The sequence below is a fragment of the Colwellia sp. genome (assembly GCF_013214175.1).
Taxonomy (GTDB): domain Bacteria; phylum Pseudomonadota; class Gammaproteobacteria; order Enterobacterales; family Alteromonadaceae; genus Colwellia.
The window spans coordinates 671,974-694,552 of the sequence record NZ_JABSPA010000001.1 but is presented as its reverse complement, the minus strand read 5'-3'; the positions used below and the strand labels follow the sequence as shown (position 1 = coordinate 694,552).

The following is a 22,579-nucleotide window of genomic DNA, read 5'->3' as shown; positions in this document are numbered from 1 at the left end:
GTTTTTCTGTAAACGTTTAGTTTCCAGTACTGATAGGTAAGCCACTACTGGTCCATTCATTGAAATCACCAGTTAAATGATCTAGCTGAGCAAAGCCATTTATTACTAATACTTGCTTAGCCACTTCGGCTCTTCTGCCTGAACGACAATAAATAACTATTTGGCTATTTTTAGCCCCTGAGAGCTCGGCTAAGCGTGCTGCAAGTTCTTTATGAGGAATGTTTACTGCATTGGGTATATGTCCTGCTACAAATTCATCTACCGTTCTAACATCAAGTAATATCACTTGCTGCTCACTTTGCATAATTTGCTGTAATTGCGCTTGGCTAATATCTTTTGCTGTTACTTGTGCAGGAACTATTAATGCCAGAGCCAGTAACATCACAGCAACCGTTTTGCTCACAAATGAATTTTTCATATAATTTCCTTCTCTTATTATTAGCTATGTCTTTAGTTATGTTTAAAATAATATGATAACAACACTATACTGAAAATATACTTAGCTAAAGATCGAACTCGATTTTTTCTTACTGAATATCATAATGATAGCACCCAACAAAGCACTAAGCCCAGCCATAACAAAAGTATTACTCGTCCCTAAGCCATCTAACCATAATATCCCGGTAACATAAGCGCCCACTGCGCCGCCAATGCCATAAACACCACCTAAATAAAAGCCTTGCCCTCGGCTTTGTTGTGTTTTGCTAAAGTGCGTCGAAATAAATTGCATGCTGGCACTGTGGTATATCGCAAAACTCGCCGCGTGACTTAATTGAATGATGCATAGCCATAATACTGAGTCAGCAACTTCGGGTATCAATATCCAGCGTACGCCCGTTATCGCTAAACTAAAGACCAGTAAACTGTTTAGAGCAAAACGTTTGAACAGTGATCCCATATAGATAAAAGCAACAACTTCAGCAACGACGCCAAGAGCTATAATTAAACCTATGGTTAAACCTGAATAGTGTAAGTCACGTAGGAATAAGGCGAAAAAACCATAATAAGGAGCAAAACTTACTTGCAGCAATAACCCCGCAATGAAAAAGCTGATAAAACGCCGATCTGTTAGTCTGGATAAAATGGCATCGTTCTCATTAAGCTTTTTCTTGGTGGAGCTTGCTTCCTTACCCAACGTTAGCATCAAGGTAGAGCAGAATAAGCCCACTAATATAACCATACCAATATGGGTAAAGGTTTGATAACCAAACGCACTCATCACTTCACCAGCAATAATTGCTAAAGCAATAAAACCGAGGCTGCCCCATAATCGCACCCGAGCATATATTTTATTACTGTGGCGTATTGAGTTGAGCGTGTGTACTTCTAATTGCGGTAATATCGCCGTCCAAAATAAAGTAAATAGCGCTAAAGAAAAAATAATTGGCCAGTAATGATTTACCCAAAAAAGCACACTGAAACTCAATAATGCTAAAAAGGCCCCAAGGCGAATGATGAGTAGTGGTTTGCCCGTTTTATCGGCAAGGATTGCCCACACACTAGGTGCAATAATTTTAGTTGCGGTAATGATGGCAAGAATTTCACCTACTTGGCGTGAGTTAAAGCCTTTACCGTCGAGAAATATTGCTAAAAAAGGTGAAATTAAACCAAGTAGCGCGAAATAAAAAAAGTAACTTGATGATAATCGTACAAACACCATATTAAGATGTGCCAAAAGTGAGAGCCTTATGATGAGTGATAATTAGGTTTTCAATATTTTATCAATTAGCTATCGATAAATGCTAGTTAATTATCTCAATTAGTAATATATACCCGTTACCATTCAAGATGCATGTTTCAGAGTGCTTGAGCAATTTCAATTCAAGGCATGTCAATGTAGCCATGGTTATTCAGGAGAATATGCTCCTGCATTCTCTAATAGGCTACATCCATGTAGCGTCATTTCAAATTGATGTAACGATGAAGTGATGTTGCTCAAGCGCTTCTGCGATGGGTTTTAAATGACTTTATGCGGTGTTAAAGAACAAAAATATAGAATAACTATGTTTACCTTCTTCTCCTTGCCTAAAGTCATTTGAATTCCCACTGAAATCGAGAACTTTGAATGGTAACGGGTATAGGTATCCTGTCTTTCAGTGCCTTACTTTTTTCAACACTAATACAAATAAGGCAGAGTCAATGCTATTACATTGACTCTGCCTTAAAATTGCTACTGTCGTAAAGCTAACGCTTTTCAGTTAACTTTACCAATACACAGAATACGCTTTATGCTTCAATGTTAGGTGTACTACATTGCACATCAGCATTTTGTCCGCGATGACGTAAAAAATGATCCATTAGCGTTAGTGCTAACATTGCTTCAGCAATGGGCACTGCACGAATTCCGACACAAGGATCATGACGACCTTTAGTAATGATATCAGTCGCTTCGCCAGTTAAATCAACGGTCTTACCACTAACGCCAATACTTGACGTTGGTTTAAGTGCTAAATGCGCGATGATCTGCTGTCCTGAAGAAATCCCCCCAAGAATACCACCAGCATGATTGCTTGAAAAACCTTCTGGAGTAAGCTCATCTCTGTGCTCTGAGCCTTTTTGATTTACTACGGCAAAGCCATCACCTACTTCAACACCTTTTACCGCATTAATGCTCATTAAACCATGGGCAATCTCAGCATCTAATCGGTCAAAAATTGGCTCGCCAAGACCAACTGGAACATTAGTTGCAACAACCGTCACTTTAGCGCCAATAGAGTCTTTCGCTTTGATGATAGCCCTAAGGTGCTCATCAAGTTGCTCAAGTTTAGTGTTATCAGGGAAGAAAAATGGGTTTTCTTCAACGCTTTGCCAATCAACCGCATTAACATCAAACGGCGTGCCATTTGGACCACCAGCAACAATATCACCAATTTGGGTAACACAAGCTTGAATGGTCATACCAAATTTTTCGGCTAAATATTTTTTTGCCACTGCGCCAGCAGCAACACGCATAGCGGTTTCACGGGCAGAAGAGCGACCACCACCACGATAATCACGTAAACCGTACTTTTGCCAATAGGTATAGTCTGCATGACCTGGGCGGAAGCTTTGGGCAATATTGCCATAATCTTTTGAGCGTTGGTCGGTATTTTCAATCATTAAACCAATGGGCGTGCCGGTAGTTTTTCCTTCAAATACACCAGACAGAATTTTCACAACATCGGCTTCTCTTCGCGCCGTGGTGTAACGCGAGGTACCTGGACGACGTCTGTCTAAATCAATTTGTAAATCAGCTTCAGATAACTCAAGCCCAGGTGGGCAACCATCGATAATTGCGCCTAGACCTAAACCATGACTTTCGCCAAATGATGTCACTGTGAATAATTTTCCGAAGGTATTACCTGACATTTAACATTACCGCCTATTAATTTGTTGGAGAGATTTGACTATTTCTCTCTAGTTTATTCTTACTATTATATTATTTAATAAATAGTTTTCAGTTTGGCATAGGGCTGCTTCATCGCTGAATTTACTACTGCCATATTGCTAATTGATGACAGCGGCAATAAATAATTCCGCATGTTTTTCTAACTGCGCTTTGTTTAAAGTAAAGACACCGTGACCACCACGTTCAAAGCTTAACCACGTAAAATCTACTTCTGGATAAAGTGCTTCGACATGATATTGTGAGTTACCAACTTCGCAAATTAGTATGCCATCATCATTGAGATGCAGGGCACTCTCGGCCAATATTACTCGCACAATATCTAAACCATCTTCACCACAGCCTAAGCCCATTTCTGGTTCATGGGTAAACTCCGCCGGCAGGCTATCAATATCTTCCTGATCAACATAGGGCGGGTTCGTGACAATTAAATCATATTTTTGGCCAACAACCCCAGAGAAAACATCAGATTGAATTGGAATAACTTGTTCACTTAAACCATGATTTTCAATATTAAGTTGCGCTACATCTAAAGCATCAATGGATAAATCAACGGCATCGACTTCTGCTTCGGGAAAATAACTGGCGCAGGCAATAGCAATACAACCACTACCAGTACACAAATCGAGTATTCTTTGTGGTGACTTTTGCTCACTAAAATAGGGAGCAAAGTGATTTTCAATCAATTCACCAATAGGCGAACGTGGCACTAAAACACGTTCATCCACGTAAAAAGGTAATCGTGCAAAATAAGCAAGATTGGTGATGTAAGCTACCGGTTGTTGTGTGTCAACACGTTGCTGAAAGAGTGCCAGAATGTTTTGCTTCTCTTGCTTGAGTAAGCGGCAGTTCATCACCTCATCACTCATATCCTCAGACAAAGATAGTGCAAACATCACTAAGGTAAATGCTTCACTTAAAGCATTGTCACTGCCATGGCCATAAAACAGCTCGGCTTGATTAAATAAGCTTGCGCCATAACGACAATAGTCCGCAATGGTGTGTAGCTGCTCGGTGATATCTTCAAAATCGGTATTACTCACATTATTTTCCTTATCTGCTATCCCTCCAGAAGTATCTTCATGGAGGATTTATATTTGTGTCATACAGGGCTTTTTAGCTCTTGTTAAAACTTGCTTCATTACCTGCGTTTGAGCGATTATTTAATTTTGTATTGTTGGCTTATTACTTTGCTATTAGTGTCTTGATAACGCTATATCAAGATTAATTGATATGTATTACACTGCGCGGATGAAAAACAAAGCCTTAAAAACCAAACTCTCGACCATAAAAGCTAAGCTGCGTGCGAATAACGAAGCCAGTGCGAAAAGTGTCAATCAGCAAAAATCTGCTGAGCGAATTAAAGAGCCGCAATGCGATGATAAGCAACTTTTTGCTGATGTTGTCAGTCAAGTTAAGCCGTTAGTCAACGACACAGTTCGGTTAATACAAAGTGGCCACAAGTCTAACACTTCCCTAAAAAATGACCAAGGGGATAACAAGGCAAATCAAGCCATTGCGCAATTTCATTTTTCCGATGAATTCGAGCCTAACCTGAACAAACAAGGCCCAATGAAATATGTACGCGAGGGTGTTGATAGTTTTGAAGTGAAAAATTTGCGCCGTGGCCATTATAGGCCCGACTTAATTCTTGATTTACACGGCTTAGATCAGCACCAAGCGAAAAAAGAACTCGCTGCCCTGCTCTATGCTTGCCAAAAGGAACACGCCCAATGTATATGTATAGTTCATGGCATAGGCTCTCATATTTTAAAAAATAAAGTACCACATTGGTTGGTACAACACCCTGATGTTATGGCTTTTCACCAAGCCCCATTAGAATGGGGTGGCAATGGCGCTATATTGGCGTTAATCGAATTAAAAGATAAGTTTAATCGAGGCTAATACACTCTTCAAATAACTAGCTTTAGGGATTACCTTGCCATATTTCCTTTATTAACTTAGCTGCAACGCCAAGTTAATAAAGCAAGCCATCAAAGATAAGCCTGTAAAAGACTGCCTCGCGCGGTTCATTAACGTACGGCAAGGGGTATGGCTCTCATAACCTAATAGCTGACAGTTAACAAAGGTCTAGTGGCGACACCATAGAGAGCAACTGTCCTTGCATGGTATCAATATCATAATCTATATGGGCAATACCTGCGGTGGCAAAAATAGGCGCATGCTCAAATTGGGTTAATTGCGCCACTAAATAGCTCACTAAAGGCATATGAGCAATAATTAATAGGCTCTCTTGCTTTAGCTCTGATTGCTGCACAGTTAATGCTTGCTGCTCACTACACCAACCATCAATAAAGTCATGCACTTGTTTAGCGTCACCTGACGGGGTAATAAAATCCAGCGTAGTAATTGTCGTTTCCATCATTGAGCATGCTATGGCACAAGTTTGTTGGGCTCTAATATAAGGGCTAACAAAGACTTGTTTTGGCTTAATTTTCATTTTTTGCAACCAGTTCGCCATCATTTTCGCTTCTAGCTTACCTTGTGTGGTCAACGCTCTTTGACTGTCATCACGACTTCCCTGCTCAACAAAATTTTGAGCTTCACCATGACGCATTATAAAAAGTTGCATTAATTTTCTCGCCTTACTTCGTAGATTACTTGGCAAATAATGTTCGTGACTAAATTAAATTTTTAGCTTTTTTTACAAATTTTATCAGCTAAAGTATTGAGTCTGAGTTATTTTTGCGGCTATAGTAATAGAAATGAACTCGTTTTAGTAACAACAGTTAAGAATAAATAGGTTTTTTTTATTCCTTTAAGTGATTAAGGGATTGCTTTATCTCCCTGTTAAATTCATAAACTATCCATATTCCCGTCATACGCTTTGCTGTTTAAAGTGTTCTTAGGAGCCTTAGTGTTGAAGCAAAGTCCCAATGATTTAAAACAATATCAAGCAATTACTCTAAACAATGGTTTACGGGTCTTGCTTATCCATAATGATGAAACCGCTAAATCGGCTGCTGCCTTAGCGGTAAATGTTGGTCACTTTAATGATCCAAAAGATAGACAAGGTTTAGCGCATTTTTTAGAGCATATGCTTTTTTTAGGAACAAAGACTTTTCCTGATGGCAGTGAGTATCAAAAATTTATTAGCCAGCATGGTGGTAACCATAATGCGTGGACGGGCACTGAACATACCTGTTTTTTCTTCGATATCACCGCGATACACTTCACCGCGGCACTAGAGCGTTTTAGCGAGTTTTTTATCGCACCTTTATTAGCCGATGATTTTGTTGTTAAAGAGCGTGAAAATATTGATGCCGAATTTACCTTAAAATTAAAAGATGACATCAGACGTTTATACGATGTGCATAAAGATACCGTTAACCCTAGACACCCTTTTTCGCAGTTTTCGGTGGGTAACCTTGATACTTTAGCCGATCGAGACGGACAAAATATTAGCCACGAAGTACAAGCATTTTTCCAGCAATATTATCGTGCTCAGTACATGACTTTAGCGCTCGAAGGGCCGCAAGATTTGAGCGAGCTTAAAAATATTGCTGAGCAACTTTTTGGTGAAATAAAAGCTGCCGATGCGCCACTGGCTAAAATTGAACAGCCGTTATATTTACCTAAGCAGCAAAAGATTAAAATCAATGTTTGTCCCGTTAAAAACGATCATCAACTTATTATCAGTTTTGCCATGGAAAGTATTGACCAATATTATCAAGACAAACCCGAGTCGATACTTGCTTATCTGATAGGACATGAAGGTGAAGGCAGTGCTTTATCATTGCTTAAAAAACATCAGTGGGCACTAGCATTAACTGCCGGCTCAGGTATCAATGGCTCGAACTTTAAAGACTTTAATATCAGCATTGCCTTAACAGAATTAGGTGAAGTCCACCTTAATGAAGTGATCGACATAGTATTGGCTTATATTGCTTTGCTAAAAAATAATGAAATTGCTGAGTATTATTATCAAGAAAAACAAAAAATAACAAACTTAGCCTTTATCTACCATGAAAAAATGCGTCCGCTAGACAGTGTAAGTCAACTAGTCATCAACATGCAGCATTACCCTGAAGACGATTATATTTTTGGTGATTATGTCATGTCTGGTATGTCACAAGAAAACATCAAAAAATTACTGCGCTATTTAAATGTCGATAATATGCGACTGATGCATGTTAGCCAGAAAAATAATTTTTCACAGCATAGCTTTTGGTACCAAGTGCCTTACCATGTCAGCCCTATATCTAAACAACAATTATCAACTTGGCGAGATATTCAAGCGAGCAACGCCCCACATATTCAAGGTTTATACTTACCTAGTGCCAATCCTTACATTGTTGAAGCGCCAGCTATTTATCCCAGTGAGCAACATCTTGATACAGCGGCAGCAAAAGCAAATATTCCTGAGAAAGTAGTCAATAAAAATGGTTTCGTCGCTTGGTATAAACAAGATAGAACCTTCAAAGTACCCAAAGGTTATTTATATATTGGTATCGACTCGCCTTTCGTGGTTGCTAGTGTCGCCAATATTGCTATGACACGTTTATTTGTCGATTTATATACCGATACTGTCATTGAAGAAAATTATGACGCAGAGTTGGCCGGTATTCATTATCATCTGTACGCCCATCAAGGTGGCGTAACGCTGCAATTATCAGGCTATAGTGAAAATCAGCACTTGCTGTTAAGCAAATTATTACAACGATTAAAAAGCCATCAAGTGACGGAAGCACATTTTAATTTATTAAAACAACAGCTGGTAAAATATTGGCAAAACAGTGATAAAAGTAAATCAATTTCACAACTGTTTGCAACCTTAAGCTCAGTTATGCAACCCAATAACCCGGCAAGTAAAGCACTGGGCCAGGCGCTTAGTCAGGTGAGTTTCAGTCAATATCAAGACTTCAGTGCACAATTGTTTGAGCAAGTAACGATAGAGGTGCTTATTCATGGCAATTGGCTAAATTCCCATGCACAACAATTATGCACGACCATTGAACAGGCTTTTCAAGGCAATGTTAATAAAAAACATGCTATTGAATGCCCTGTAACTGATATTAAGGCCAAGCAAACACTGCTGTTACCCATAACCTTACCTGAACACGACCATGCGAGTGTCGTTTATACTGCCTTTGAGCATAAAGACGATAGCACTGTCGCACTGGCGATGATCACCAGCCATATTTTATCACCGTTGTTTTTTCAACAAATGCGCACCGAAAAACAATATGGCTATTTAGTCGGTGTCGGTTATGTGCCTATCAATCGCTACCCAGGTATCGCTTTTTATATCCAATCGCCCCATTGTGATGCATTTACCTTAGCAAAAGCCATGGATGAATTTATCAGTGACAGCATTAACGTGCTCGATGATATTAGCAGCGAGCAATGGCAACATTTGCTTCAAGGTTTATCGAGTCAATTACAAGAAAAAGATCACAATTTACGCATTAAAAGCCAACGCTTTTGGGCAGCAATTTGCAATAAAGATGAAGAGTTTCAACAAAAAGAAAATTTACTGCAGGCCGTATTGGACTTAACCCTAGCGCAAGTTAAAAGCTTTGTGAAAAATAGTTTAGTCAGTGCTTGTCAGCCCGATAGGTTTGTTCTGTATTCACAAAGCGACTTGCTGCAACAAGAAAATAAACCAAAAGGTGAGATAATAACGGATATTGCAGCCTTTATTAAAGCCTGTCCGATCAAGTTCTAAAGGGCAATTAGCTCCTGAGACCAAGGTAGTAACAGCCAAATAAAAAAGGCTGTTGAGCACGGTCGAACTCTTAGGTTCAACAATACTCTACAGCCTTTACTTTTTTCTTCAGTTATAAACCTAAAGCAAGCGAAGCTTATTTAGCTTAACCTTAGCCGTAGTAGCTTTGATCATTTTCAGCCATAGTCACTAACGCCTGACATGGGCTATAACGTTCGCCATGTTGCTCGGCCCACTGACTTAATTGTGCAACAACTGACTTAGCACCAATCTTATCAATATAGCGTAGCGGTCCACCTAAAAATGGTGGAAAGCCTATGCCGAAAATAGCGCCAATATCACCATCTCTAGCATTGCGCACTATGCCTTCATCAACACAGCGTGCTGCTTCATTTAGCATCATATAAGTACAACGTTTGCTAATTTCCGTCGCTGATAAACTTCCCGCCGGCTTAATGTTTAATAAGCCATAGATAGTTTCATCTACCTGCTTTTGTCCAGGCTTAATACCTTTAAGGGTATTTTGTAAGGTTTGTGCGAAGGTTTGCTTTTGATATAAATAAAAGCCTTTCTTCACTTTTTTACCTAAACGACCATCGGCAAGTAATTTATCAAAGGCCGCCGGTGCGGCAAAACGATCACCTAAGTCGGCCTGTAAAATTGGCCCTATTTTAGCGCCAACATCAATACCAACTTCATCAAGTAACTGCATAGGACCAACAGGGAAACCAAATTTTACTAAGGCTTTATCAATTTTATCAACCGGCTCACCATCAAGCAGTAAAATAGCGGCTTCATTCATATAAGGCGCTAAAATACGGTTAACATAAAACCCGGCTTTATCTTTAACAACAATAGGCGTTTTACCCTGTTTTTTGGCAAACGCTACCGTGTTTGAGATAGTTTGATCTGAGGTTTTATCATGAGGAATTATTTCCACCAACGGCATTTTATCAACCGGTGAAAAGTAATGCAGACCGATAACATTTTCAGGACGCTTGGCCTTAGCGGCAATATTGCCTATCGGTAAGCTAGAAGTGTTACTGGCAAAAATAGTTTTCTCATGACTGTGTTTTTCAACTTCAGCTACCATATCTTGCTTTAAGGTTAAGTCTTCAAAAACCGCTTCAACCACAATATCAAGGGCTTTAAAGCCAGTATAATCAACACTACCCGTGATCATAGCTAACTGTTTTTGCATTTCACTGTTAAGTAAAAAGCGACGTTTAACTTTTTTATTTAATAATTGATAGCTGTATTTTAATGCTTGGCTAATACCCTTGTGGTTAATATCTTTAACGCGTACAGGTACATTCGCTTTAGTCGCGGTGACAAAAGCAATACCACCACCCATTAAACCACCACCAAGCACACCCACTTTGTTCATTTTCTCTGACATAACATCAGCAACGCCCTGCTCTTTTTTCATTGCTGTGGTAGCAAAAAACAACTGACGTAGTTGCGCAGATTCATCGCTCATTACCAAATCGGCAAAATGCTCTGCTTCTAATTTATAACCACTTTCAGCGGAATTTTCGATACCGGTACGAATACAGTCAATAATTTTAATCGGTGCAGGATAATTCCCTTGGGTTTTGGCAAGTACCGTTTTTTGTGCTTGTTGATAAACAATATTACGGCCAACGCTATTATTCTCTAACAATTTCTCCATTAAGCCTTGTTTACGCTTAACGCTCTTTTTACCGCGTTGATGTATTGATATAGCCAGTTGCTCAGCAACATGCAGCAAAACACTACTTGGCACAACATCGTCAACTAAGCCCGATTTTAGCGCTTGTTTCGCACGTAATTGTTTACCGGTAAGCATCATATCTAAAGCTTTTTGTAAGCCAACTAACTTAGGTAAACGTTGCGTACCGCCGCTACCAGGTAACAAGCCTAATTGCACTTCAGGTAAACCCAAGGCTGTTTTGATATTATCGCTACAAACCCTAGCATGACACGCCATAGCAAGCTCTAAGCCGCCACCTAAACAGGTACCGTCAATAGCAGCAACAATAGGGATAGGAAATTGCTCTAGCAAAGCAAAGATACGTTGTCCTTGACGAGACAAGGCGACAACTTCTTCACGGCTTTGACAAGCGTCAAGCATATTAATATCAGCGCCGGCAACAAAAGAACCTTTTTTACCGCTACATAGCACGATACCGGTAATGGTTTTATCGGCTTTAATTTCAGCTAATACCGCATCAATTTGCTCTGCAAATTCTGTTTTCAGTGTATTAACACTTTCGCCGATAACATCAATCACCAAATGGGCGATACCATTATCGTGACGCACTAAAGTAAAGGCACTTACCGTTGATTCTGTAGAGGTAGCATTGCCATTACTGGTCGCTTCAGTGTTTACTTCGGTAATTTGTTCACTATTCTTTGCATCTGAACTTGAATCAGAGCTTGAATCTGAGTTTAAATTTGTCTTTTCAGTCATTAATCTGTCTCCACAATCATTGCTGCGCCTAAACCACCGGCTGCACAAGCTGTTGTCAAACCAACTCCACCACCACGGCGATTTAATTCATTAAGTGTTTGGGTAATTAGTCTAGCGCCCGTTGCTGCAAATGGATGACCATAAGCAAGCGAGCCGCCCATAACATTAAACTTATCCATATCAATATCACCAATGGCTTTATCACGGCCAAGGTGTTCTTTAGCAAATTTGGTACTGCCAAACATTTTCATATTCGCTAACGCTTGAGCGGCAAAGGCTTCATGCATTTCAATTAAATCTAGGTCAGCTAAATTCATACCTGCACGCGCCAAAGCGATTGGTGTAGCATAACTTGGTCCCATCAACATGTCTTGCCATACATCGATAGCTGAAAAACCAAAACTACGAATATAACCTAATGGTTTATAACCTAGTTCTTTAGCTCTTCCTTCACGCATTAATAAAATAGCGGCACCACCATCGGTTAACGGCGTACTTGTTGCTGCTGTCACTGTGCCATGTTTACGATCAAATACTGGCTTTAATTTAGCATAACTTTCTAGAACAGAGTTTTCTCGAATACAGTTATCTTTATCAATAAATTTTTTATAAGGCTCCACATGGGTAGCCATTACTTCACCGGCTAACTTACCTTCTTGCCAGCTTTTTGTCGCTAAGGTATGTGATCTATGTGCTAAAGCATCTTGATCTGCACGTGATATATTATAGGTTTTCGCCATTTGTTCTGCGGTTTGTCCCATTGAGATACCAGTAGAGTACTCTGCTACTGCAGGAGATACTGGTAATAAATCTTTTAGGCCAAGGCGGCTAAGCAATGAAAGTTTTTGTCCAAAACTTCTGGCTTTGGTCAAGTCCACTAATGTGCGGGCAAGTCTTTTAGAAACACCTATTGGCGCTACTGAAGAAGAATCGGCGCCGCCAGCAATACCAACATCGACATGGCCAGCCATAATAGACTCAGCAACATTAACCGTTGATTGAAAACTAGTCGCACAGGCGCGAGATACACTATAAGCATCGGTTCTTACGTTCATACCGGTACCCAAAACAATTTCGCGGGCAATGTTTGGCGCTTCCGGCATTTGTACTACTTGACCAAATACCAGTTGGTCAATGATGCCTGGGTCAATGTCGTGTTTTTGCAATAATTCGTTAACAACGATTTTCCCCAAGTCAACTGCTGGTACACCATGAAAAGCCGTTGCCTGTTTAGCAAACGGAGTACGCAAGCCAGCAACAATTGCTATGCGCTCACCGGTCGAGGTTGTTAGTTTTCTTATTGTCATTTATTACTCCACATACACTCTGTTGTAATGTTATTTATACCAATTGAACTAATTTATTGATAACTTAGTCCAATTGGTATTATTAAAACCCAAGAGGTCTGACCTCCTGAAACTCCCTTGATTTTAACTAACTAGCGAAAAAATTCAATCATTACCTGAAATCAACTAAGACAAATAAGCCTTTTTACACTTGGCTGATATTTATAGCCATTAAAATTTTGTTACTTATTACTTGTTTTCTTTCATAAAAACCTTATATAAAATACTAGCTTAATATATATTAATTTTTCCCTTAGTATAACGGCCAACTAAAAATGTACTCTTAAGGAGTTATAAAGCCAAGTTATTACTAAGTTTCTCTTTACCACAGCATATTAAAAGAATTTATCCGTATGGCAATTGAACATTTTTCTACGTTAAAACAACATTTATCTTCACAAATCATTGGTCAAGAAGCGTTAGTTGAAAATTTGCTGATTGCCCTTCTGGCTAATGGCCACTTAATTGTTGAAGGTCCGCCCGGTTTGGCAAAAACTCGCGCAGTAAATGCCTTAGCGCAAGGATTAGAAGCTGACTTTCATCGTATTCAGTTTACGCCTGATTTATTACCAGCAGATTTAACTGGTACCGATATTTATCGACCAGAAGATGGTACTTTTGTCTTTCAGCCCGGTCCTTTGTTTCAAAACTTAGTACTTGCCGATGAAATTAACCGTGCGCCAGCCAAAGTACAATCGGCTTTATTAGAAGCGATGGGCGAGGGACAAATCACCGTAGGTCGTAAAACATATAAATTACCTGATTTATTTTTAGTGATGGCAACACAAAACCCCATTGAGCAAGAAGGTACTTACCCGTTACCGGAAGCGCAATTAGATCGTTTCTTGATGCACATTGAAATTGGTTACCCTGACGCACAAGCCGAGCTAGAAATCCTTAAACTCAATCGTGGTGAAGCGTTAAAATCAAATGCTAATCACGGTAATGATTCATCAAGTGTTGAAGATAGAGCAGAAAAAGAAAAGAGCTTACGGGTATTAAGTCAAAGCGAAATATTTTCAGCGCGCGAACAAGTGCTAAATATACATATGGCGCCTGCTCTAGAGAACTATATCGTTGATTTAATTATCGCTACCCGCCAGCCTAAAAAATATGATGATAAGTTAAGTACTTGGTTAGCGTACGGCGCTAGCCCGCGTGCCACTATTGCCCTTGATCGTTGTTCACGCGCTCGTGCTTGGTTACATAATCGAGATTTTGTTAGCCCTGAAGATATTCAGGCGGTGCTGCACAATGTTCTAAGACATAGAATTATACTTAGCTATCAAGCTGAAGCAGAGGGAATTACCACCAATCAAGTACTTGACCATATTTTAACTTTAGTTGCAGTTGCTTAACTCCACTTTAAACTTGGGTTGCTGTTGCTTCGCAACCCAAATAATCGCAGTTAACGTTAATTGTTAAACTTTAGCTGTTAAACCTTAACGCTTAATCCTAAAAGTTAAATATTAACTGTTAAACCTTAACGCTTAATCCTAAAAGTTAAATATTAACTGTTAAGTCTTAACTTTTAAAAAATAGTATTAAATAGAGTTACCTTATGTGGTTCAATCGGCAAAAAAAATCTTCTGAAAATAACCTCAATCAGAATTCTGAGCAATCGTTACTGGCGAGTTTGTTTACTAACGGTATAGATTTATCTATGCAGGAGCTATTACAGTATCAAAGTAAAAGTCGCTTGATTGACTTGGTGGGTAAAAAGAATATTCACGGTAAACAAGCGGGTAATTACTTGTCGCGCAGTAAAGGCCGCGGCATGGAGTTTGACGAAGTACGTCATTACCAAATCGGTGATGACGTTCGTGCCATTGACTGGCGCGTGACGGCACGAACAGGCAAAACGCACACTAAACTTTTTCGTGAAGAAATTGAAAGACCAGTACTGGTGGCCACAGATTTAAGCCAAAATATGCATTTTGGTAGCAAACTGCTGTTTAAATCGGTACAAGCTGCCCATTTAGCGGCACTCGTTGCTTGGCATGCAAAAAGTCGTGGTGATCGTATAGGTGGCTTAGTGTTTCGTGATGAACAGCATATTGAATTAAAGCCCCGTAGTCGTAAAGCCGGTGTGCTGCATTATTTACATGCTTTAACGACGTTAAATAATCAAAAAAAAGCAACGGCTGTTGAAACTACGGCGAGTAAAGTAAGCGCTGCACAAGACCTGAGCCAAGGCCAAAGTGAAGTCCAGAGTGAAGTCCAGAATCAAGCCGAGAATAAAATAGAAGATAAAGCCGTTAATGACAACCAGAAAAATCATAACTTCGATCAGCACTGTGCTCGATTACGCCACCTTGCTAAACCCGGCTCACTGGTTTATTTGATCACCGATGGTTATGCGCTTAGAGATAAAAAAAATTGCCCACATGCTTTACGACACCTGAGTCAAATTAGTCAGCATTGTGAATTAGTGGTGTGTTTAATTAGTGATCCCCTAGAGCAAGCGCTACCAGAGAGTACTATGAAACTAGCGGTAACGCTGACTGATGGCATTAATCGCCAACAATTAACCTTAGGTGATAGCAACACAGCAGAGCAATACCAGCAGCAGGCCCTTAAACAGGTTGAAGAAATGCAGTTGCTATTACAATCAACAGGAGCCCGGGTAATTCACTTCAGCGCCGGCGCCTCCCTTGAACAGCAATTAAAACACAGTGGGGTTGCTTTATAATGGCTATTGCTAACGCTTCGACGCCAATAGGCCAATCTGCACCTGATCAAGCCGTACAATTACAGTTGCACGATATTCATGTGCCAGAGCAAGTCACTAATTTGCCAATCGCACCGGGTTGGTGGTTATTGCTCGCGCTTATCCTGATCGCGGCCTTTTGGTCTTTTAAAAAATTTAAACAAAAGAAACGTTTAAATGCCAATAAAAATCAAGCACTCGCCGTTCTTGCCAGCAATCAAACACTGAGCTCAAAAGAATGTATTAGCTTATTAAAATGCACAGCTATGCAGTATTTCAGTCGCCAACAATTAGCGAAATTGTATGGTGATAATTTTCAAGGTTTTTTAATGCAGCAATTACCGCAAAAATACCAAGTAAACTTTATCGAGTTAAGCACGCCAGCTTTTCAAGGACAATATCAAGCGCAGCAAGAACCCAACGCAGATATTGACCTAGCTTGTCGACAAGCCACTAAATTATGGCTCACTTATGCACTGCCTATTGATAAAAATCAAGCGGCTAATAAAACTGAGCTGGTAAATAAAACCAAGGAGTTAAGCGCATGATAAGTTTTGCTTGGCCCTGGTTATTTGCCCTACTGCCTCTGCCACTAGTTATCTATTTTTTCCCCGCTAAAAAAAGTGCTAATCAACAAAGCGCACTGATCATGCCGACGCTCATTAATGTCTCAAGCAAAGCGGTGAGCGATCAGCAAAAAGGTAAAGCACCATTAATCGTTTTATCAATCTGCTGGATATTACTAATTATGGCGATTAGTCGCCCACAATGGCTTGGTGAAGCAATTGATATACCGAGCGAAGGCCGTGAAATGATGATTGCCGTTGATCTTTCCGGCAGTATGGAAATAGAGGACATGAATCTTAATGGCCGTAATGTCAATCGTTTACAAATGCTTAAAGTCGTTCTGGGCGATTTTATCGAGCGCCGCGTTAGTGATCGCCTTGGTTTAATCTTATTTGCCGATGATGCCTATATGCAGACGCCGATGACCTTTGATAGAAAAACGGTCAAACAAATGCTCGATGAAAGTGAACTTAACCTCGTTGGCAGAAAAACAGCCATTGGTGACGCCATCGCGCTTGCCGTTAAACGCTTTGATACCAAACAAGAGTCTAACAAAGTTTTATTATTATTAACCGATGGTCAAAATACCGCAGGAAAAATAACTCCAGAGCAAGCATTAGAATTAGCCATTGCTAAAGGCATCACTATTTACACTGTCGGTATTGGCGCCGATAGCATGTTGCAGCAATCACTTTGGGGTACCCAACGTATTAATCCTTCAAGTGATTTAGACGAGCAAAGCTTAGCCAATATCGCTAAAGAAACCGGCGGGCAATATTTTCGTGCCCGTGATAGTCAAGGCATGAGTGAAATATATAGTTTGTTAGATAAGCTAGAGCCTGTTGAGCAAGATCAGCAACAAATGCGGCCCTTAAGCGCTTTATACTATTGGCCGCTCGCCTTAGCAGCACTCGTGTGTTTTGTTTATTTACTCAGCTTACATTTTAGTTTTTTAATACCCCATTCTTTATTTTCTAGCTTTTTATTTACAGGTAAGCGCACAAGTAAAAGCACAGGTGAAAATGATACTAAAGTAAATTCCTACGCTGGGGGAGGTAAATAATATGTCTGCACAAGCAACTAACTTATTAACAGATGTAAGCCAATTAACTAGCGACTTTACCTTAAATAGCCTTAGCTTCGAAGCGATGGTCAATAACTTTCACTTTATTCGACCTTGGTGGTTATTCGCTTTTTTAGCGTTATTTTTAGTGTTATTTCTGCTGAAAAAGATTCGTTATTACCAATCCCCTTGGCAGCACTTTTTACCTGCACATTTAGCTAATGCTTTATTGGAAAATTCACACAGCCAAGCAACTGCCGTGACCCCATCACAAAAACGTTATTGGCTAAAACCGGTAATTATCGGCAGCTGTATTATTTTCGCTTTAGCTGGGCCTGCTTGGCAAAAATTGCCCCAGCCGGTTTATCAACTAGAGCGTGGCGCTGTGCTTATCATGGATATGTCTTACTCTATGTACGCTACAGATGTGAAACCCAATAGACTAACCCGTGCTCGCTATAAAGCTTTCGATTTACTAAAAGAAATTAGCGAAGGGGATATTGGTTTAATCGCTTATGCCGGTGATGCCTTTATTATCAGTCCATTAACGCAAGATATTAAAAACATCGAGTTATTGTTACCCTCACTGTCACCTGACATTATGCCGGTACATGGCGCCAATGCTTTAGCAGCATTAATCTTAGCCGATCAAACCCTGAAAAATGCGGGTCATATTAGTGGTGATATTTATTGGTTCACCGATGATATTGATAATGAGGAAATGTCAGATATTTATGATTGGGCCAATGACAACAACCATAAAGTGAATATTTTAGGTGTCGGTAGTAAAAATGGCGCGCCAATAAAACTGAGCAGTGGTAAGTTACTCAAAGATCATAAAGGCGCTATCGTAATTCCCAAATTACCCGAAGGCAGATTGGCGGCGATTTCTCAGCGTAGCCGAGGGGTTTATCATACGATGACCAATGATGACACGGATATTAAAGCACTGACGGCTCATTTAAGTACTAGCCTAGAAGATAATATTAACTCACAAAATTCAAGCGAACAGCAAAATTCTGACAAAAGTAAACAAGCATTGCTAGGTGACCAATACCAAGAACAAGGCCCTTGGTTACTCATCATCATACTGCCACTGCTATTAAGCTATTTTCGCCGCGGCAGCAGTATCCTAGCTATTAGCTGGCTTATGCCACTGACCTTAGTATTTAGCTTAACAAGCTTCAGCCCGACCAGTTATGCTGCTGAGGCCACACTAAACCAAGACCCTACAAGTTCAAGCTCTGAGACATCGACTAACGCCAAAGCAGCTACAGCTACCAGTGGAGCGGGTCAATTTTGGCGAGACTTATGGCAAACCTCAGACCAACAAGGTCAACAACATTACCAACAAAAAGACTATCAACAAGCCGCTGGACAATTTGAAGATAGTCAATGGCAAGGCAGTGCGCATTATAAAGCCGGTGACTATGAACAAGCACTACAAGCCTTTAAACAAAGTGATAACGCGCAAGCCTTTTATAACCAGGGGAATTCACTAGCACAGTTGCAAAAAATTGATGAGGCCATTGACGCTTATAAAAAGGCATTGGCAAAAGATCCTAACTTAACTGATGCCAAAGATAACTTAGCGCAACTCGAAGCGCTGAAAAAGCAGCAAGAACAGCAGTCTCAAGATGGTCAGGACTCTGAAGAGCAATCTGAGGGTGATCAGCAAGAGCAGAAAGATAATCAAGAAAACCAGCAAAGTCAGGATGGTCAAAAACAATCTCAAGATCAGTCCCAAAGTGATCAAAAACCAGATGAGCAACAACAAAACAATCAACAAGACAAAGAAGGCGAACAGCAAGATAAACAGTCTCAAGATGCCAAGCAGCAAGAGCAAAAAGAACAAGAAGCCCGAGAAGAGCAGGCTAAACAAGCTAAGGCCGAAGCCGATGAGCAGGACAAACCCGGCGATGAAAAATCGCTAGCGCAGCAAGCCAGCGATAACAAAGCACAAGAAACTGAACAAAAACATCAACAATTATTAAATAAGGTCACTGACGACCCTTATTTATTATTACGAAATAAAATGCGCCTAGAATATCAAAAGCGCCGACATGAGGGTTCGCCTCAAGGAGTAACTAAAAAGTGGTAAAAAATTATTCAAGGCATTTAACAGCTAAGCAGCCCTCTGCTATTTTACCGAGCCTAATGCTCGCGCTATTGTTTATGGCAACATTCTTGTTAAGTAATAATGCTTACGCATTATCAAAAGTTACCGCCACCATTGATAAAAATCCCGCGATGATCAATGAATCAATATTATTAACAGTTATTGCTGATGACGATGTCGGTCGTAATGCTTTAGATACCAGTCCCTTGCTTAACGACTTTATTGTCGGTCAAACATCAGTTAGTTCACAAACCAGTATGCTAAATTTTAAAACCAGCCGTATAACCAAGTGGCAAATAATTTTGATTGCTCGTCGTGCAGGTGAATTTATTATCCCTGCCCTTAGGGTTGAAAATAGACAAAGTGAGCCCGTTGAGTTGACAGTTATCGCAGCTAATGATGCTAGTAACGACAAACAAGCTGATATTTTTGTCACCAGTAAGTTATCTAGCGACGAAGTTTATGTACAGCAGTTATTAACCCTATCCATAAAGCTACATTTTGCGGTTGATCTTAAAAGTGGCAACTTAACTGAGCCAAGTTTAACCGGTGCAACTATTGAGAAAATAGGCCAAGACAAGCAGTCTGATAGCATTATCAACGGTAAACGTTACCGGGTAATAGAGCAAAATTATGCCATTACTCCTGAGCAAAGTGGTGAATTTACTTTAACAGCACCGTTATTTTCCGGTGACATATTACAAGCCTCTAAGCGCCGTTCGAGTTTCTTAAGCTTCGCTCAAACCAAACCGGTCAGTATTGTAGGCGATGAACTTACCTTAACTGTGTTACCTATACCTGCCAACTACCCAACTAACACACCATGGTTACCTACTGACATACTGACTCTGCATCAAGAATGGCAAACAGGTAATGACTCATTTACTGTTGGTGAGCCGATTACCCGCACCATTACCCTAACAGCTGCTGGACTTTCCAAAGCACAACTACCAAAGCTTGAAATGCAAAGTAGTCGTGGTATGAAGGTTTATCCTGATCAAGCTGAGCTTCATGCCAACCTCAGCAATAACCGCTTAGTCAGTCAAAAAGTACAAAATTTTGCCTTAGTGCCAAGTTCGGCGGGAGACTTTCTTTTACCGGCTATGAGCATTACTTGGTTTAACACTATTACCAATAAAATAGAGCAAGCTACCCTGCCAACACAAACTATTTCGGTACAAGCCGCGGAAGGCAGTTTTGCTGCCAATCAGTACAATGAGCTGAGTAATAGCAACCGCGAAACTGTTGGCATGGCCGAAAGCTCAACCCTACCCACTAAAGCGCTAGTTGGACAGACTCCTACTGCGAGTGTGGTCGCTATTCAAGATAAGCGCTGGCAATGGCTCTTTCTTAGTTTATGGCTATTAACGAGCTTGGCATGGCTTATTCATATTATTTATTTGAAGAAAAACAGTAAAAAGAATAACCAAGCTGGATCGAGTAATGTCAGCCATTTAAATACTTCTGCTAGCCACTACCTTGCCCTACTGGCAGCCTGTAAGAAAAACAATGCTGAGCAAACGTTAACGTTGATCTTACCCTGGCTAAGACAATTACTCGCCAGTGACAGACCTGGATTGAAAATCAATAATATTGCTCAGGCGCAAGCATTTGTGCAAGAACAAAGTTTTGCAACAGCACTGAATGATTTACAGCAGCACCTTTATGGTAAAAGCGCAATAACTGGTGCGCCTTCTTGGCAGGGACTGGCTTTACTAACCGCCATTCAAACGGTACATAAACAGCAAAGTGCTAAAGGCAATAACAAGCAGTTATTAGCGCTTAATCCTTAAATTTATACCTATAAAAAAGCTATAATAATTACCTTTAACACTTAGCGGTTAAAGTTCTGCATTAACTATAATTTATCCAGTGAGCTATTAAATTTTCCTTAACTCACTGGATATTTATTAACTTCATTGTTAAATAATTACTCACCGTTGAAATAAACTTCCCCCTGCTAGGGTCTATAACCATATGATGACAAAACAAGTTAGATATGAGGCGCTGGTAAAGGCGCTACACGGTGATTTATACCGCTATGCCTATTGGCTCTGCCACGAAAAACAAGTGGCTGAAGATTTGGTGCAAGAAACCTTTTTACGTGCTTGGCGAGCCCTTGATTCGTTAAAAGATGAAAAAGCCGCCAAACCATGGTTGATCACTATATTACGACGAGAAAATGCCCGACGTTTCGAACGAAAGCGTTTTGATATGAGTGAGTATGAAGAGGCAAACATAACCGATACTAAATCAGTTACCACAGAGCAAGAGCTTGAAAATTACTGGTTAAGAGAAAAAATAGCACAACTGCCGCCAGAATATTCTGAACCGTTAATTTTACAAGTACTAGGTGGTTTTAGCGGTGAAGATATTGCCACCATGTTAAATCTAAATAAGAACACTGTGATGACACGTTTATTTAGAGCCAGAAACCAATTAAAAGAAGCTTTAGAAGCTGAGCCAGTCAAGCGAGGTATATACAATGGATGATTTGCAATTTAGACGCGCTATATATGCCGATCCCAAGAATCAAGATGCTGACACTATCGCCGCGCAGCAAAACGATGCCAGTAAAAGACAATTTGCCCAAGATATTTGTCAATTAGATGAAAAAATCATGCGGGCGTTACAAGTACCTGTGCCAGAGGGTTTATCCGAGAAACTGATCTTACGTCAAACCCTAGCAAGCCATCAGGTACAAAAACGCAAAACCCGTGTGCATCTAGCGCTAGCGGCGTCTGTTGCCATTGTTGGTGGCTTAATGCTTAACTTTATGCAGTTTTCTAGTGCTTATACTAATTTAGGCGACTATGCCCTCGCCCATGTTTATCACGAGCAAGGCAGCTTTGCTAACAATGCCACTAACCAAGTGAGCTTAACAGCCTTAAACCAAAAAATGGCCACCTTTGATGGTAACTTCAGCCGAACATTGGGTAAGTTGATATTTGCTGATTACTGTCGATTTGATGGCATGAAAAGTTTGCATTTGGTTTACCAAGGTAAAACCAGTCCAGTTACTGTCTTTATTGTACCTAAAAATGAACAATTAAGCTTTAGCGCTGACTTTAATGACAAAAAACTGTTTGGCAGCTCGATGGAGTTTAATCACAGTAATATTATTGTCGTTGCCGATAAGAATGAGTCGTTAGGACAATGGCAGCAAAACATTAGTTCGACTGTATCTTGGTCTATTTAATTAGCTAGCCGGTACATTTACTCAAAGCATTAATTCAAATGATATCCCA

Annotated in this window: 17 protein-coding genes; 10 read left to right on the top strand and 7 right to left on the bottom strand. The window is 40.1% G+C overall.

Translation table 11 applies throughout. From position 1 onward, the window contains the following. Positions 1 to 16: 16 nt before the first annotated feature. From HRT55_RS02945 to prmB, 4 genes are all read right to left on the bottom strand, one after another. Complete coding sequence (locus HRT55_RS02945; protein WP_291618702.1) at positions 17 to 418, bottom strand: rhodanese-like domain-containing protein; 402 nt, start codon at positions 416 to 418, stop codon at positions 17 to 19. An 81-nt stretch (positions 419 to 499) separates the two neighbouring features. Then, positions 500 to 1,675 (bottom strand): MFS transporter, encoded by a 1,176-nt coding sequence (locus HRT55_RS02940; protein ID WP_291618700.1) that lies wholly within the window; start codon positions 1,673 to 1,675, stop codon positions 500 to 502. A gap of 551 nt (positions 1,676 to 2,226) precedes the next feature. Continuing rightward, positions 2,227 to 3,348, bottom strand: coding sequence for a chorismate synthase (gene aroC / locus HRT55_RS02935; protein ID WP_291618698.1), 1,122 nt, complete (start codon positions 3,346 to 3,348; stop codon positions 2,227 to 2,229). A 138-nt stretch (positions 3,349 to 3,486) separates the two neighbouring features. After that, positions 3,487 to 4,428 carry a 50S ribosomal protein L3 N(5)-glutamine methyltransferase gene (gene prmB / locus HRT55_RS02930; protein WP_291618695.1) on the bottom strand — a complete coding sequence of 314 codons (942 nt, stop codon included), beginning with the start codon at positions 4,426 to 4,428 and terminating at the stop codon, positions 3,487 to 3,489. A gap of 190 nt (positions 4,429 to 4,618) precedes the next feature. On the opposite strand from prmB, the gene smrB reads away from it, so the two are divergent. Beyond that, a complete protein-coding gene (smrB, locus tag HRT55_RS02925; protein WP_291618694.1) occupies positions 4,619 to 5,290 on the top strand; it encodes an endonuclease SmrB in 672 nt (223 codons plus the stop codon). Between the two features lie 175 nt (positions 5,291 to 5,465). On the opposite strand, the gene sixA is transcribed toward smrB, so the two are convergent. Further along, on the bottom strand, positions 5,466 to 5,978 hold the full coding sequence (gene sixA, locus HRT55_RS02920; RefSeq protein WP_291618692.1) for a phosphohistidine phosphatase SixA: 513 nt from the start codon (positions 5,976 to 5,978) through the stop codon (positions 5,466 to 5,468). Between the two features lie 285 nt (positions 5,979 to 6,263). On the opposite strand from sixA, the gene HRT55_RS02915 reads away from it, so the two are divergent. Beyond that, a complete protein-coding gene (locus tag HRT55_RS02915; protein ID WP_291618690.1) occupies positions 6,264 to 9,074 on the top strand; it encodes an insulinase family protein in 2,811 nt (936 codons plus the stop codon). Positions 9,075 to 9,225: 151 nt separating this feature from the next. Here HRT55_RS02915 and fadJ read toward each other — a convergent pair whose 3' ends face one another. Further along, complete coding sequence (gene fadJ / locus HRT55_RS02910) at positions 9,226 to 11,526, bottom strand: fatty acid oxidation complex subunit alpha FadJ (RefSeq protein WP_291618688.1); 2,301 nt, start codon at positions 11,524 to 11,526, stop codon at positions 9,226 to 9,228. Then, positions 11,526 to 12,833 carry an acetyl-CoA C-acyltransferase FadI gene (gene fadI, locus HRT55_RS02905; protein ID WP_291618686.1) on the bottom strand — a complete coding sequence of 436 codons (1,308 nt, stop codon included), beginning with the start codon at positions 12,831 to 12,833 and terminating at the stop codon, positions 11,526 to 11,528. The genes fadJ and fadI overlap by 1 nt, the downstream gene beginning before the upstream one ends. A 392-nt stretch (positions 12,834 to 13,225) precedes the next feature. On the opposite strand from fadI, the gene HRT55_RS02900 reads away from it, so the two are divergent. From HRT55_RS02900 to HRT55_RS02865, 8 genes are all read left to right on the top strand, one after another. Next, entirely contained in the window at positions 13,226 to 14,230 is a 1,005-nt protein-coding gene (locus HRT55_RS02900) for an AAA family ATPase (RefSeq protein WP_367240930.1), read from the top strand. 203 nt (positions 14,231 to 14,433) lie between these two features. Next, complete coding sequence (locus HRT55_RS02895) at positions 14,434 to 15,564, top strand: DUF58 domain-containing protein (RefSeq protein WP_291618683.1); 1,131 nt, start codon at positions 14,434 to 14,436, stop codon at positions 15,562 to 15,564. Continuing rightward, positions 15,564 to 16,130 (top strand): DUF4381 domain-containing protein, encoded by a 567-nt coding sequence (locus tag HRT55_RS02890; protein WP_291618681.1) that lies wholly within the window; start codon positions 15,564 to 15,566, stop codon positions 16,128 to 16,130. Before HRT55_RS02895 ends, HRT55_RS02890 begins: the two co-directional genes overlap by 1 nt. Next, positions 16,127 to 17,212 (top strand): VWA domain-containing protein, encoded by a 1,086-nt coding sequence (locus HRT55_RS02885; RefSeq protein ID WP_291618679.1) that lies wholly within the window; start codon positions 16,127 to 16,129, stop codon positions 17,210 to 17,212. The genes HRT55_RS02890 and HRT55_RS02885 overlap by 4 nt, the downstream gene beginning before the upstream one ends. A 1-nt stretch (position 17,213) precedes the next feature. Beyond that, the gene (locus tag HRT55_RS02880; RefSeq protein WP_291618678.1) at positions 17,214 to 19,313 is read left to right on the top strand and encodes a VWA domain-containing protein; all 2,100 of its coding nucleotides are present in this window, start codon (positions 17,214 to 17,216) and stop codon (positions 19,311 to 19,313) included. Further along, positions 19,307 to 21,124 (top strand): BatD family protein, encoded by a 1,818-nt coding sequence (locus tag HRT55_RS02875; RefSeq protein WP_291618676.1) that lies wholly within the window; start codon positions 19,307 to 19,309, stop codon positions 21,122 to 21,124. The genes HRT55_RS02880 and HRT55_RS02875 overlap by 7 nt, the downstream gene beginning before the upstream one ends. Positions 21,125 to 21,308: 184 nt before the next feature. Beyond that, positions 21,309 to 21,824 (top strand): sigma-70 family RNA polymerase sigma factor, encoded by a 516-nt coding sequence (locus HRT55_RS02870; RefSeq protein WP_291618674.1) that lies wholly within the window; start codon positions 21,309 to 21,311, stop codon positions 21,822 to 21,824. Continuing rightward, a complete protein-coding gene (locus HRT55_RS02865) occupies positions 21,817 to 22,530 on the top strand; it encodes a DUF3379 family protein (RefSeq protein WP_291618672.1) in 714 nt (237 codons plus the stop codon). The genes HRT55_RS02870 and HRT55_RS02865 overlap by 8 nt, the downstream gene beginning before the upstream one ends. Positions 22,531 to 22,579 lie beyond the last annotated feature (49 nt).

What these genes read in the sequence shown, in the direction of transcription:
- HRT55_RS02945 (WP_291618702.1), bottom strand. Translation starts at nt 418, where the DNA reads ATGAAAAATTCATTTGTGAGCAAAACGGTTGCTGTGATGTTACTGGCT.
- aroC (WP_291618698.1), bottom strand. Translation starts at nt 3,348, where the DNA reads ATGTCAGGTAATACCTTCGGAAAATTATTCACAGTGACATCATTTGGC.
- smrB (WP_291618694.1), top strand. Translation starts at nt 4,619, where the DNA reads ATGTATTACACTGCGCGGATGAAAAACAAAGCCTTAAAAACCAAACTC.
- sixA (WP_291618692.1), bottom strand. Translation starts at nt 5,978, where the DNA reads ATGCAACTTTTTATAATGCGTCATGGTGAAGCTCAAAATTTTGTTGAG.
- fadJ (WP_291618688.1), bottom strand. Translation starts at nt 11,526, where the DNA reads ATGACTGAAAAGACAAATTTAAACTCAGATTCAAGCTCTGATTCAAGT.
- fadI (WP_291618686.1), bottom strand. Translation starts at nt 12,833, where the DNA reads ATGACAATAAGAAAACTAACAACCTCGACCGGTGAGCGCATAGCAATT.
- HRT55_RS02900 (WP_367240930.1), top strand. Translation starts at nt 13,226, where the DNA reads ATGGCAATTGAACATTTTTCTACGTTAAAACAACATTTATCTTCACAA.
- HRT55_RS02895 (WP_291618683.1), top strand. Translation starts at nt 14,434, where the DNA reads ATGTGGTTCAATCGGCAAAAAAAATCTTCTGAAAATAACCTCAATCAG.
- HRT55_RS02890 (WP_291618681.1), top strand. Translation starts at nt 15,564, where the DNA reads ATGGCTATTGCTAACGCTTCGACGCCAATAGGCCAATCTGCACCTGAT.
- HRT55_RS02885 (WP_291618679.1), top strand. Translation starts at nt 16,127, where the DNA reads ATGATAAGTTTTGCTTGGCCCTGGTTATTTGCCCTACTGCCTCTGCCA.
- HRT55_RS02880 (WP_291618678.1), top strand. Translation starts at nt 17,214, where the DNA reads ATGTCTGCACAAGCAACTAACTTATTAACAGATGTAAGCCAATTAACT.
- HRT55_RS02870 (WP_291618674.1), top strand. Translation starts at nt 21,309, where the DNA reads ATGATGACAAAACAAGTTAGATATGAGGCGCTGGTAAAGGCGCTACAC.
- HRT55_RS02865 (WP_291618672.1), top strand. Translation starts at nt 21,817, where the DNA reads ATGGATGATTTGCAATTTAGACGCGCTATATATGCCGATCCCAAGAAT.